General features: G+C 56.9%; 8 protein-coding genes and 1 pseudogene. 5 read left to right on the plus strand and 4 right to left on the minus strand.

The genetic code is table 11. The features are described 5' to 3' along the window. Positions 1 to 108: 108 nt before the first annotated feature. The 5 genes from PseuLF5_RS01835 (at position 109) to PseuLF5_RS01855 (ending at position 5398) form a co-directional block, all read left to right on the plus strand. Positions 109 to 1038: a LysR family transcriptional regulator gene (locus PseuLF5_RS01835; protein WP_186748275.1), complete on the plus strand. Its 930-nt coding sequence runs from the start codon at positions 109 to 111 to the stop codon at positions 1036 to 1038. A 116-nt stretch (positions 1039 to 1154) separates the two neighbouring features. Further along, entirely contained in the window at positions 1155 to 2666 is a 1512-nt protein-coding gene (locus PseuLF5_RS01840; protein ID WP_340132783.1) for a GMC family oxidoreductase, read from the plus strand. Between the two features lie 19 nt (positions 2667 to 2685). Then, positions 2686 to 4143: an aldehyde dehydrogenase family protein gene (locus tag PseuLF5_RS01845; RefSeq protein WP_340132784.1), complete on the plus strand. Its 1458-nt coding sequence runs from the start codon at positions 2686 to 2688 to the stop codon at positions 4141 to 4143. Between the two features lie 5 nt (positions 4144 to 4148). Then, positions 4149 to 5171, plus strand: coding sequence for a catalase family peroxidase (locus PseuLF5_RS01850; protein WP_340132785.1), 1023 nt, complete (start codon positions 4149 to 4151; stop codon positions 5169 to 5171). Beyond that, positions 5168 to 5398, plus strand: a complete 231-nt coding sequence (locus PseuLF5_RS01855; protein WP_186748278.1) for a hypothetical protein — start codon at positions 5168 to 5170, stop codon at positions 5396 to 5398. Before PseuLF5_RS01850 ends, PseuLF5_RS01855 begins: the two co-directional genes overlap by 4 nt. A gap of 237 nt (positions 5399 to 5635) precedes the next feature. On the opposite strand, the gene PseuLF5_RS01860 is transcribed toward PseuLF5_RS01855, so the two are convergent. The 4 genes and pseudogenes from PseuLF5_RS01860 to PseuLF5_RS01870 all read right to left on the minus strand — a co-directional run bounded on the left by PseuLF5_RS01860 (position 5636) and on the right by PseuLF5_RS01870 (position 13888). Further along, a complete protein-coding gene (locus PseuLF5_RS01860; protein ID WP_340132786.1) occupies positions 5636 to 8380 on the minus strand; it encodes a hypothetical protein in 2745 nt (914 codons plus the stop codon). Between the two features lie 284 nt (positions 8381 to 8664). Further along, complete coding sequence (locus tag PseuLF5_RS01865; RefSeq protein ID WP_340132787.1) at positions 8665 to 11406, minus strand: YncE family protein; 2742 nt, start codon at positions 11404 to 11406, stop codon at positions 8665 to 8667. A 400-nt stretch (positions 11407 to 11806) separates the two neighbouring features. Next, a pseudogene (locus tag PseuLF5_RS28100) lies at positions 11807 to 11914 on the minus strand (DUF6124 family protein); the annotation flags it as partial. A gap of 96 nt (positions 11915 to 12010) precedes the next feature. Further along, positions 12011 to 13888, minus strand: a complete 1878-nt coding sequence (locus tag PseuLF5_RS01870; protein ID WP_340132788.1) for an Ig-like domain-containing protein — start codon at positions 13886 to 13888, stop codon at positions 12011 to 12013. Positions 13889 to 14043: the final 155 nt, after the last annotated feature.

Genomic DNA, 14043 nt, shown 5'->3' on the forward strand with positions numbered 1-14043 from the left:
ATGGCCGAGAAGTTGGCTGACACTCTCAAACAACGTTTTGTTTCAGCCTGCCCCCCGAGACCTGCGCACCGGTTGCGCAGGCCTGTGCGATTTCTTTGGATTAACAACGTGAACAAACTCTGTGAGATGCATGCTTTCGTCATGGTGGTCGACACCGGAAGTATTTCCGAAGCCGCACGCCGTTTAGGGATGGCTAAATCTATGGTCAGCCAACGCCTGCAAAACCTGGAAAAGCGCTTGGGCAGTATTCTGTTGGAACGCGGACGGCAGGCGCGCCTGACTGAGTCGGGCGAGGTGTTTTATCACTACTGCGTGCGCATTCTGGCTGAAGTCGACAATGCCGAAGACGCTGTACAAGCCTTCCAGTCGAGCTTGCGTGGCAACCTGCGACTGGCCGCACCAATGGCTTTCAGCATTCGCTATCTGACGCCGATCCTGTCGTCATTCGCGGTGCGTTACCCGCAACTGCAACTGGATGTCGAGTTTGACGATCGGTATGTCAATCTGCACGAAGAGCGCTACGACGCCGCAATCCGTATTGGCGAGCTGCCTGATTCTTCATTGGTGGCGAAAAACATCACCGCCAACCGCCACGTCATTTGCGCCAGCCCCGACTATCTCGCTGCTCACGGTACACCGCAAACGCCGCAGGAACTGTCCCGCCATTTCGCCATGCTCTATGTCAATCGCGAGCCCCATGGCATGTGGACGCTGCCGGTGAACAACACGCTGGAGTCATTTCGCGTGCGCTGTCGCCTGCGCACCAACAATGCTCATCAACTGATGGAAGCGGCCAAGGCCGGCATGGGCCTGGCGATTCTGCCGACGTTTCTTGCAGCGCAGCCGATGGTCGCAGGCGAACTGCAAGAGGTGTTGCCAGCGTATGCACCGCGCGGCGGAAATATCTCGGCGGTGTACCGCCAATCCCTGCGCGCCTCACCGAAACTGCAGGCGCTGATCAGCTTTCTCAGTGAGCAGATCGGCAGCCCGCCAGCATGGGAAAAACAGCTTGCCGAGCATGCCCGCCAAAGGCAGTGAGTCGTTCGCAATTAACGAAACCCCGATTCGGTTTTTGCCTGCTTATGAGCGTGTGAGTCCTTCCATATGCTTGTTCCCAACAGACGCCATTCCTGCGTCTGACAGGGAAGAAATGCATGAAGAACACCCTTGATACCGTCGACGTACTGATCGTCGGTGGCGGCTCGGCTGGTGCAGTGTTGGCGCGCCGTCTGAGCGAGAACAGCCAGCGCCAGGTCGTGCTGCTGGAAGCAGGCAACAGTTTTGCCGTGAACGACTATCCAGACATTGTCGCCAACAGCGACATTGTCGGCGCCAATGGCAACCCTCAGTTCGAGTGGGGCTACAAAACCCGGGTCGGCTACATCAAGCATCCGATTGGCGCCGTGCGCGGCAAAGTGTTGGGCGGCAGCTCTGCGATCAATGGTGCTGTGGCGATTCGCGCACGTCCCAGTGATTTCGCCCGCTGGAACCTGCCGGGATGGGGCTATGAAGACCTGCTGCCGTTTTTCAAGAAACTGGAAAGCCACAGCCGTGGTGACAGTGCTTTGCACGGGCATACCGGGCCGCTGCCGGTGCAGCAACTGAGCCATCTGGATGTCACGCCGATGCAGCGGGCATTTATTCAGGCGACATTCTCCTACGGCTATAAAGTCATCGACGACTTTGATGGCGCCGATGCCTACGGGGTCGGTCCGTACCCGATGAACGTCGTCGACGGCGTGCGCATCAACACCGGTATGGCCTACCTCAACGATGAGGTGCGCACTCGCGGCAACTTACACATCCGCCCTGATAGCCTGGTGGATAAGGTCTTGTTCGACGGCCAACGCGCGATCGGGGTGCAATTGAGCGACGGCACGCAACTGCTCGCCGGTGAAGTCATTCTTAGCGCGGGCAGCTATGGCAGTGCGGCGATTCTGCTGCGTTCCGGCGTTGGTCCGGATGCCGATCTGCGGGCATTGCAGATTCCCGTGGTGGCAACGCTGCCAGTCGGCAAACAGCTGCAGGATCATCCGTTTTACTACAACGCCTACGCGGCCAATCCCCGTTTGATTGGCCGTCAATCCCCGGCCATCGGAGCCAAACTCTGGTCCCACAGCCACAGCGCAGAGCCCGGTGATCTGGACCTGCACATCACCGCGACGCACCTGTTTCCTCACGATCAGAGCCCGACCAACATCGGCTTCGTGCTGGCGGTTGCGCTCACGCGGCCACGGTCCCGGGGCACGCTCACTCTGGCCAGTCGCGATCCGCTTGCAGCGCCGATCATTGATCTGAATTTTCTCGCCGAACCCGAGGACCGTCAGCGCCTGCTCGACGGCATTCGCCTGGCGCGCAGGATCGGTGGCACAGCACCGTTGAACGCCCTGATTCACACCGAACTCAATCCGGGAGCGGGAGTTGCGTCGGACGAAGCGCTGTTGGCCAGCGTCCGGGCGAGCCTGGATACCTATCACCATCCAACTTCAACCGCTCCGATGGGCGGGCCCGGTGACCAGCATGCCGTAGTGGATTTGCAGGCACGGGTCATTGGCCTGCACGGGCTGCGCGTGGTCGATGCGTCGATCTTCCCCGATGTGCCGTCGGTGGCCACCAACATCACTGTGATTGCCTTTGCGGAAAAAATCGCCGCGCTCTACGCCTAATTGTCAGGACGATGCTGCTATGAACAACACTCCCGTTTTGAATTGGATCGACGGCCAATGGCTCGATTCCGGTATTTACAAAGACTCGATAGACCCCGCGACATATGAGCAGATTGGTTGTTATGCCGAGGGAGGCGCGGATACAGCGCAACGGGGCATTGAAGCTGCCTTGCGTTCGTTCGCGCAGTCCTCGTGGAAAGACGATCGCGGCCTGCGTGGCACGGTGCTGCTTGAACTGGCGGAGGCCTTCGAACGTAACGCCGAAGCGTTGATTGACATCCTGGCGCTGGAAAACGGCAAGATCCGTCCGCAAGCGGAATTTGAAGTGCGCATGGTGCCGTCCAAATTGCGTTATTACGCGGCGTTGGCACGTACCGAGTATGGACGCGCAGCAGAGCCGACACCGGGGCGGATTTCCCTTGTATTGCGCCAGGCTGTCGGTGTGGCAGGCATCATCGTGCCGTGGAATTCACCGGTGGTGTTGATGATTCGTTCGCTGGCACCGGCGTTGGCCGCCGGTTGTACAACGGTGATCAAAATGCCGGGGCAGACCGCCCAGACTAATGCATCAGTCGCACGGATCATGAGCGAGGTGCCGTCACTGCCGCGCGGCGTGATCAATCTTTTCAGCGAAGCGGGTGCGGCGGGGTCTATCCATCTGGTCGAGTCGCCAAAAGTACCGGTGATCAGTTTTACCGGCAGTACCGGCACTGGCCGGGCGATCTCGGCGGCAGGGGCGCGATACCTCAAGCGTTTTGGTCTGGAACTGGGCGGTAAAACGCCAATGCTGGTGTTCAACGATGCCGATCTCGATGCGGCAATTCCGGTGCTGCTCAAAGCCTTGACGGTATTCGCCGGCCAGTTCTGCATGACCGGTTCGCGACTGCTGGTGCAGCGCGATATTGCCAATGCACTGACTGATCGTCTGGCGGCAGTTCTTGAGACCGTGCGCGTGGGGCCCGCAGCAAATCCGGCCAGTGAAATGGGGCCGTTGATCGACAAAGCCAATGTGCAACGGGTCAATCAAGTGGTCGAGCAGGCAATTGTCGACGGAGCGCAAGTGATTGTGCGCGGTGGGCCGGTCGTGGAAGGGCCACTGGCTAAAGGCGCGTTTTATCGACCGACATTCTTGCGTGTCAGTGATCCAAACATGGCTATTGTCCAGCAAGAGACCTTCGGGCCGGTGCTGACCTTGCAGGTATTCGACAGCGAAGCCGAGGCAATCGAGTTGGCCAATAACAGCGAGTTCGGTCTGGCGGCCAGCGTCTGGACCCGTGATGTCGATCGCTCGTTACGCGTTGCCCGCGAGTTGGAGGTCGGTACCGTCTGGATCAACGATTGGGCCATGGTGTTCGATGAATTCGAAGAGGGTGGCTGCAAACAATCGGGGCAGGGCAGGCTCAACGGTGTGGCGGCCATGGATGATTTCATCGAGTACAAACACATCGCACTCAATCCCGGTCTGCGTCAGGAATGAATGCCATGTGCTTGCAACGCTTGCTGATCGGCGCCGTGCTGGCCGGGACGCTGGCATCATCCTCAACCTTGTTTGCCAACGACACAAGGAACGACGCGATGGCCCCAGAGCCGTTGTACGACGCTTTGCTCGATGCACTCAATGCCACCTTCGGCCGTCATCCGGGGTTTCGTGCCACCCATGCCAAAGGCCTGTTGGTGAACGGTACATTCAGGGCTTCGCCGAGCGCCAGCACCCTCAGCCGGGCTGCGCATTTTCAGGGCCAAACGGTGCCGGTGGTACTGCGGTTCTCCAACTTCAGTGGCGTACCCGCCACCGCTGACGGTGATCCGCTGGCCAGCCCGCGTGGTCTGGCAGTTCGTTTTACCCTGGCAGACGGCGAGGTCACCGATATCGTGACGCACTCGTTCGACGGCTTTCCGGTGGCCACGCCCGAAGATTTTCTGATCTTCCTGCAAGGCATTGCCGCTAATGTCGCCACACCTCCCGATCCGCTGCCTCTGCACCGCTATCTGGCGAGCCATCCACGGGCGCGGGCTTTCCTCGATGCACCGAAACCGGCGCCGCGCAGTTATGCGGGGCTCGAATACTTCGGGGTCAACGCACTGGTATTCAGTAATCATCAGGGCGTTCAAACAATCGGCCGTTACCGTATCGAGCCACTGCTCATGCAGCCGCTATTGAGTGACGCCGAGGCGGCGGCGAAGCCGGCGGACTACTTGCAGTCGGAAATGGCAGAGCAACTGGCCAAAGGATCGCTGACGCTGCGTCTGGTATTGCAATTGGCGTCAGCGCAGGACGCGATCGAAGACGGTTCTGTTTCGTGGTCGCGTCAGCATCAGGAGGTCGAGTTGGGAGTCTTCAGCCTTGACTCACTGGAGCCGGCCAATGCGCAACTCGTCGGCCAGCAGCGGTTGGCATTCAGTCCGGGACGGTTGCTTGACGGCATCAGTCTCAGTGCCGATCCAATGACGCTGGCGCGGGATCGCATCTATCAGCGCGCGGTACTCCGGCGACAGCAACGATGAGCAGCCATTCGGGGGCCCGCTGGAAGCACTGGGTATTGTCATGGCTGATCGTTTTGCCGCTGTCGGTGAGCATGCCCTGGGGATTGGCGGCGCTGCTGGAGATGTCGAACCTGCACTGGCCAGCATGGCTGTTCAAAGTGGTAGTGGCCGGGTTGATCTCTTTCAACATGGTCTACTGGATGCTGCCGTTGAGCGCTCGGCTGATGGCGCGCTGGTTGCTGCGTTGAAACCTGCGCGTCGCCCTCCGCTGACGGGGAGGGCGACGCATCGGGTGCAATTCTTGAGAGTGTCGCGATCCTTGGCTTTCGGCAGGAAGACTATGCCGAGTATCGTCGTCATCAGAATAAATGGGGACAGACCACGTTTAGCATTTTTGCTATGAGCGTTTAGAGAGTATTCCGAAAACGTGGTCTGTCCCCTTTTTACCTAAAACAATGCCAATAAGCGAAGAGTCTTAGGTTTAATCAACCATACAAACATAACGCTGGTCGTTCATATCCATCCGTATGAGTACCCCATGGTGCGTTACCCGAATTTCCGAAGGTTCCCGTAAGATTGAAATAGTAATGTGAGCCGCCGCCGCCATCTGCAAGCCACGCACCGAAAAGTGCGCTGGGATGATTGTGAATCAAGGGCCATCCCAGCAGGGCCGCTACGTCGGCTCGTTCTTTGGCGTAGAGATTATAAAATGCTCTCATTTCAGCGAGAGTGGCAAGGCGCCCACCTCTTGAAATGCAGTAACTGTGGGCGTTCGGCCATGACCGCCAAGTCGAGTCGTTTCTCAATATGGTTCTGATCCCCCCAACCGTCAGCAGGTAAGAAGCTTGTGTACCGTTGGCGTCAGTGATGCTGATTCTTGTGGTGCCATTGGTTCTGCAAGTTACCGTTCCTGTTAGCTCGGTCACACTGGCTACAACAGGGTTTGACGAGATGTATTTGTAGGGACCTATACCACCTGATGCCGCTTGCGTGAAGATCGCCTCTGCCGGCGCGTACAGCGGTGGGCGTCCCTCGGCTACGATGAAGGTAATCAGGTTCAGCGTTTTGTCAGCACCGGGATCAAGGACGGGGAATGGCGGCTCTACTGTAAGTGTTCTGGCCGACGACGATGCGCCAGAGCCGTACAGCGCTTTGGCAGTAAAACTGTGACTGCCCAGGTCCAGATCTGTAACAGTCAGCCTCCATTCTCCATCTGTCGGACTTGCGAAGGGTTCACCTTTAGATTCGTCACCATCCACTACATCAACTTGTTGGCCCCTTGCGGCTATACCGATGAGAATCACTGAAGTTTCTACTGTGTCGCCGTTGTCAGGGATTTCGATGTTGCTCGGTAAGCCTTTGATTGAGTCGATTGTCGGTTTCACATCCTCCACGGTGCTGACGGTGTAAATGCGCCGAGGAAACCCAACCGCCGTCGCCGCATTCGCCACCCCGTCAAAATTAACCTTGAACGTCACCTTCAACTCGCTGCCATCTTTCAAGTCTTTCAACCAGTCCAGCGGCACCGCCCGGCTCAAGCCTGATGCACCCACGCCCACTTCACCGCGAAGGTCGTCGAACGTCACTGTCTGGTCCTGATTGTCCTTGCCTTCGTACTGCAACCACAGCCGCTCACCCTGGACGTGCGGCCATGCCGCAACGGTGAGCTGGGCGGTAGGCTGTAACAGCGCCACGTCGAGTTCATTGCCGGTCTTGCCATCAATGGCCGGCGTCGGCAAACGTGTATCGCCCTCGGTAATTTTCGACACGCTCAGGTTCAAATCAGGCGACTTGCCTTTCTGTGCGTTATCGCGATTCAGGTTCCACCGCAACCGAATTTCCTTGCCATGCCTGGCTGCCAGGAACGCCAGACTTAATACCGTGTTTGTGCGTTTATTATTGTTGAACGGCACCAATGGAAACTGCGGTGCGCCTGCCGGTGGGTTGACCTCCACCAGCCGCGCTTTGTCGCCTGGCAGAGCGCCCAGATATTCGACGCGGATGGTCACGCCTTGCGGATAGGCCAGCGCGTCGATCGGGCTCACCGCCGGTTTCAGCAGTACTGGCGGCAACAACTCGATAGCCTCTGAGCCGGTAACTTCGGCCACGGCATTTTTCGAAGTGGCGAAGACGTTGCCATTTCTCAGCAATTCGTACTTCGCCCGCACCACACTGCCGGCGATTACTTTGGCGTTGGGCACCATCAGTTTGTAGGTGAACGGGATCCGTCCGACCTCTGCCTCCAACGTATGCGACACCACCGTTTCGTTGGGTCTGCTAGCGGTATAGGTCACGCGGATTTTATCGTTGGGTTGCCACAACGGAGCAAAGGTGTGGACCAATACGGTCAGATCCTTGCCGGCGAGTTTGTCCAGATCAATGGTGCTCGGATCGTCGCTCGGATCGTCCGGATCCTCGGCCAGATCGGGGGCGACCAGGCGGGTTTCCTTCAGGTTCACATCGACCTCCACCGCGCCGGAATAGGGCGAATCGGTGTCCGGCCCGTTGCCGAGCTGGTCGGTGACGGTGTAGGAAAAGATGAACTTCGGGTTGTCCCCGGCGCTCAGGAACACTGCTTCGTCGACCATGACGCAGACCCTGGTCGGTTCGGCCGAGGGAATGGGCGGGGCCTCGGCGGCGGTCACGGTGTGCGCGACATCCTGACCGTTGCAGTTCAATCGGATCTGGTCGTAGGCGCGGCAGTAAGGGTAGGTGAAACACACTTGCACGCCCTGTTTGGCGCGGTCGGCGTCGATGCCGTCGTCGAGCACGTCCTGGGGCAGGATCAGTTGCAGTTCCGAATGGGCGCTATCGCCGGGCGAGCGGTCCTCGATGCCGGGGCGGATGGTGTTGTACAGCAGAGTCAGCTCCGGCGTGGAGGTGCCTTTGTTCTCGCTGATGCGGGTGATGGTGTAAACGAGGGTATTGACGCGATCGGTCAGCAGCAGGCCCTTGGGCAGATACAGGGTGTGACGTGAATTTTCTTCGCCAGCCAGGACGGTCTTTGTGGCTTCGGTATCGGCGCCGTTGAGCCGCAGCCGAATGACATCGCCTTCTTGCAGCGTGCCAGATTGCGGAGGGTCGACGACGATGGTCAGGCCCATGGGCTTGAGGTCGTAGACATGCTTGGGCACACCATAGACAGCACCGACCACCGGGGTGGTGGCGTCTGGAGCGTGGGGAGGGAATAGCGCCAATATGGTGTTGTCGCTGGATTTGGCTGTGGCCATGTTTACGGCTCCTGGACGGTGGGCGGGCAGGAGTTATCAGAGCGCGTTGCGGGGGAAAGCGCACCTGTCAGATCTGACAGGTGCGTTGGAGTTTGCGACGAGTGGTCGGGGTGCAGCTAACTATTGCCGGACCGGTGCGAATCGGGTAAGTCCTCAACAGCAAAAGTTCGCAGCTTTCGGCAGTTCCTGATTTTTGCAGGAGTCGCCGAAGGCTGCGATATTTTGCACTAACTACCGAGCGATGATTGTTCCAGTGAAAAGTTTTTCTGTTCCCGGATTGCCTGTTATGGCTGTAAACCGGGTTCGCTCCATTCTAAATTATCTGCTGTATTTTCAATCTGAAAGACATCTATCGCACGGCTATCAGCAATACACACAAAAAGGCGCGAGTCGTCTGGGGTGAGTGCAAGTCCATGAAAACTACCCGGTGCCCGGATATTGCGAGTGCTGAAGTTTTTGGTGTCAATCACCAGTACCGATTGGCTTGCTTGGGACGGTACATATAGAAAGTCTCCATCTGAACTTAATGCGAGATGTGAAGATTGGGCTGTTGGTATGTTCTTGATGAGCTTGTCGTTGCTGGTGTCGATAACCGCTACCCCTGGGTTAGGCGTTAGGGTGTTCTGCACGACGTAGAGGCGATTGTTATCAGGACTGAGCTTGCAGTTAAATACATTTTTGACGACGGAAATATTACGCAGCACCTTGAGGGTAGAGGTATCAATGACCGCTACAACAGATCCCGGAGTACTGATGCAGGCGTAAAGAAGTTTTCCATCAGTAGTGAAAACTCCAGATTCTGGATTATGCACAGTGGGTAAAATTTTGGTATGTCCTGTTTTCTTATTAGTTAGTGAAATGCCATATGTCGAGTGGCACATGTAGAATTCTGTCCCGTCCGGGTTGAAAAATATGTGTGGCACTACCTGCGTGGTATCACGTGTTTCGACGAATTTCCCTGTCTCTGCCTCAATGATATAGAGCTTGCTAATAAAGACGTTATTGGCTTGTTTGACATCAACAGGAACATACAGATACTTGTCGTCATGGCTTAAAGCTACGCTATGTAGGCGTATTTCGGACAGGTATCTGTTGATCACTTTATTTGAAGCGGTATCAATCACCACAATGGAAAACGGTGCTTGGCAAGCAGCATAGGCCTTGGTGCCATCACGGCTAAACACTACCTTGATTGGCTTCCCTTCCATCTCAATCCTGCCAACCGGCCCATGAGCCTTGACAACAACCTTAGCGCTCTCTGTTCGACCTGCATGGGTCGCAATCAGGGCGACTTCGCCCGGACGGCTCGAACCTTTAATGTCATTAACGGTGATCAAACCCAAAGCATCGCTAATGAATTCCCGATCACCCGAGCCGCCATCGGCGTATCTGAAGCCATCAGGAAGGGTCAGCGTCACTTTTGCATCAGCAATCGGTTGAGCCTCGGAGCCAACGCGAATAACGACTTCTTTCAATCGACCCGCAGGGGCGATGAGGTAAGGGGCGTTGATAAAAAACAGGACCGCAGGAAGTTTCAATATCGTTAAGTTCAGCTCTGTTGAGCGGCCAGCCTGTTGATTGTTGCGATTCAGGTTCCAGCGCAGATCCAGCGCCTTACCTTGACGGGCCGCCAGAAACTCTTGGGTCAATTTGGTATTGGTGCGTTTGTTCGAGTTGAAGTCCACCAAGGGAAACTGTGGTGCGCCCGGCGGCGGGTTGAGTTCGACAAGACGGGCTCTGTCGCCAGGAAGAGCTTGCAGATACTCGACACGAATGGTCACGCCCTGCGGATAGGCCCGCACATCAATCGGGCTGACCGCCGGTGCCACCAGAAATGGCGGCAGCAGTTCTATCGGGTTGGTGCCGGTCACCGTTGCTTTCGCCGTGTTGGAGCTGCCCACCAGATCACCGTTGGGCCTGCGCAACTGGTAGGTCGCCGTCACGGTGCTGCCAGGCACGACCTTATCGTTGGGCACTTCAAGAACGCAGGTTACTTTCGTTCCGAAAGGATCCGCTTCGACTTTGCCGCTGACGGCGACCACGACATCGGCTTGTCCGGGCAGTGTCGCGGTGTAGGTCGCGTTGACGTCATAACCTACAACAAAGCGGCTGTCCGCCGTGACGATGACCAACAGCAGGGGGTTGCCCGCCAGTTTCTCCAGGTCGATGATGCTCGCGTCATCACCGGGATAGTCTTCTTTGCGTTCCAGCAGAATCGGCATTGGCAGGCGCGTACCATCCAGATCCTCATCCACGGTCTGCACCGGCGACCACGGCGCATCGGTGTCCGGACCGTTGCCGATCTGGTCGGTGACGGTGTAGGAAAAATGCAGTTTCTGGTCCAGCCGTTTGGCTCTGTCGAGAAATGCGCGATCCACAGTGAAGTGAATGCTGATCGGGACTTCCGAGCCTGGGTTAGGGGGTGGTGGAGCCTCGGTCGGCTTCACCTTGACGGTCATTTGCTCGCCGTTGCATTTGAGGGTAATGCTGTCGTAGGCCCTGCAGTACGGGTATGAAACGCTGACCTGCGCGTTGACGAAATCGGGATCGACGCCATTTCTGATGACATCCGGCAGCAGCAACTCGAGTTCGGAATGGCCGCCGGGGGCGTCGTACCGATCCTTCAGACCCGGACGGATGCGGTTATAGAGTATTTCCAGCGAGGGTGTGGATCTGTCTTGATTGTTACTGGCGCGCGTGACGGTGTAGTACAGCTCGTTGACCTTGTCCGGGTGCAGTCGGCCCTTGGGAATACGCAACGTGGTGCGCACATCCGGATACTCAATGGTTTTGCTGTCCAGTGCGGCCGCCTCTCCCTCAAGCCAAAGCTCCATGACATCCCCGGGGTCCATGGTGCCTTTCAACGGAGGGTCGATGAGGACAACCGCGCCTTTACCGTCGTTGATCAGGTCATAGGCCAACAGGGACATACCGATGTGCGCATCTACCACGGGCGTGGTCTGGCCGTTGACGATTGGCGGCTTCAGGACGAGGACGGTGTTGTCCGGTGGGGTTGAGGTGGTCATGAATGAGGCTCCTGCGGGGATGAGATTGGCAGGAGTTATCAGAGCGCGTTGTGGGGTAAAGCGCACCTGTCAGATCTGACAGGTGGCGACGAGTGGCAGGTGGGGTGGCGCTTGAAAAGCACAAGATCGCTGCCTTTGGCGGCTCCCTTATTTATGCAAAAGCCGGTGAGGGCTGCGATGTTTTGTATTAAGCAGCGGGAAGGTTTGCCGATTCCGCCGGATTTACGGCGCGATTACTGAGTGTGCTGCGATGAAATAAGAAAACCGCCGTCCCGGTTGAACGGGGCGGCGGTTTTTTATGCATTAAGACTTGTGCTGGCTGTGAGGCCGCCATCGCGGGCTTGCCCGCGATGGCGTCAGCGGCCACAGCGCCTTGCTCAGTCCTTGTCACAGATCCCTGCTATTGAGGCAACTGCAGATTATCCAGCGCCCGGTTCACCGCCAGCTCACTCAGCATGATCAGTTGCGCAATCCCCAACAGCGTCCGGCGCTGTGATGCGGTTATGAGTAAACACTGGAGGTCGCGTTCACCGCAGGCGTTGGAAATTTCTACGCCGGCGTCAATTCAATCATTGCAGCCAGTCCCCGATTCATCGTCAACCATTCAGGTCGGGATAATGGCCATTGCAATGAAGTTGGGATTTTGAAAATCCAAGTCTACGGGATAGGTGACATATTCATTAAAAACGTAGAGCAATTCCCATGCTTGAGTTTCGTTGGCCAATCCAATAACCGGACGGACAGGTATAGGCCCGTTGAAATTGGCAAGCAAATTGGCAAAGTACGTCGTTGTGTTGAACTGGACGGATCCGCCGACACTGGTAATCCACTGGATGCCGTCTCTCACTGCGCCTGTAAAGTTTGCATATTCCACGCGCGAAACGTTTGAAACGTGCACATCGTAAGTGACCGCCTGCAGGGTCCCGTCGGTTACACGTATTTGCGTCCGGCCATTTTTGAGCCCCGTCACTTTGCCGTTGCTATCGACCGTGGCGGTAGTGGTATCCAGCGATTGGTAATTGTACGGACGAGCGCCTCCCTGCACGGTTCGCGTTGCTGTATTGCCGGGAACGTCGCGTGTTGGCCAACCATAGTTCTGAACCCATTTGACACCATCAAGTTTCATCTCCGACGGTTCAACGACCAGCCGTTCAACCACGGTCAGCGCAAACGGATCGGATTTTATCCGATCGCCATACAGCGCCTGAGCGCTGAACACATGCCTGGTCATGTCTAGTCCGCTCAGCAGCCGAGACCATGAACCATTAGTTTCCACAGGAACTTCCGGGCCGATGGGACTTGCCCCATTGAACAGTTGAACGCGTTGGTTCTGACTGGCCCTACCCTCGAGCACTATGCTGGTTTCCGGAGTGAAGCCGTCTTTGACGATTTCATTACCGCTGGGTGAGCCTGTTGCTTTGGTAATGGTCGGTACAAGCAAAGCTATTACTGTCAACGTACGTACATTGGAATAAACCGGACTAACCGGATAAAGCGCTTTGGCATACAAGCGCCGTGCTCCTTCTGGCACGGTGATCGGAAGCACCCATTCCCCCGTTATTGCATTGGCGTTTGCCTTCCCTTTGGAAACGGCACTCGATCCACTGCCGTCAAAAATTTCCACCTGTTGGTCTTTACTGGCAGTGCCCTTCAAGGTCAACGCCGTGCTGAACGTCTGCCCTGCCTGGGGAATTTCTATGTCAGTGGCATCCATCACGCTGGTAAGCCTGGGAACAGGATGTGTCACAGCCCCGAGATGGATATCCAGCCGTTTCTCCGGGGATTTACTGCGGTTGCCCAGTTGATCGATCACGTAAAACTCGGCCACCGCGCTCGGGTTGTCGCCGGCTTTCTGAAAGTCGTCGGTGAACAAAGTGTGAGTGATCGGGGCGGAGCCTTCCGGGACGTCGAACCTGATCGTCGTATCGCCCAGCAGAAATTCGATTCGGTCGAAATTACGGCGGTTGTTATAGCTGAATCCAAACTCTACACCTTGTGCCGCTCGATCGGCGCTGACCCCGTCCCTGAGCACATCGGTCGGAATGACCAGATCCAACCCCTCGGCAATCCGCAGGTGATACAGCACAAACAGATCGCGCGAAGTGTCAGCATTGCCACCCACACGGGTGACCACGTAGTACAGGCGGTTCACACCCTGGTTCAAGTTTCCGTGCGGCAGGTACAGGCGGATGCGTTGTTGCTCTTCTCCGGGCAAAACGGTCTTGCCGGCCACCGGGGTCGGATTGTCGTTGACGTACAGGTCCACACGGTCGTCGGCGGCCATGGTCAAGTTGCGCAGTTGAGGCTCTATCCATGGGTCAACCAGACATTCCAGGCCTTGGGGCTGGCCGTCGTAAAGCGCTTTGGGAATCCCGCCGTGAGCGATGCCGTCGGGTTTCACCGGTGTCACCCAGCCCTGAACAATGACTGGGTACAACACAAACAGTTCGTTTAGCGTGGAAGACTGGATGTCGACGTTCATCACGTGCTCCTGGTGGGCAATGAGCCTTGGGACGCTCATCACACATCAGGAGCAAGGCATTGCCTACTGTCAGGTCTGACAGGTGGCGACGAATGGTCATCGCTCCCCTGAAGGAACTGCGGAAGGCTGCGATCTTTGCTTTTGCTTTTTAAAGC

The organism is Pseudomonas sp. LF-5 (assembly GCF_037626295.1).
Classification (GTDB): Bacteria; Pseudomonadota; Gammaproteobacteria; order Pseudomonadales; family Pseudomonadaceae; genus Aquipseudomonas; species Aquipseudomonas monsensis.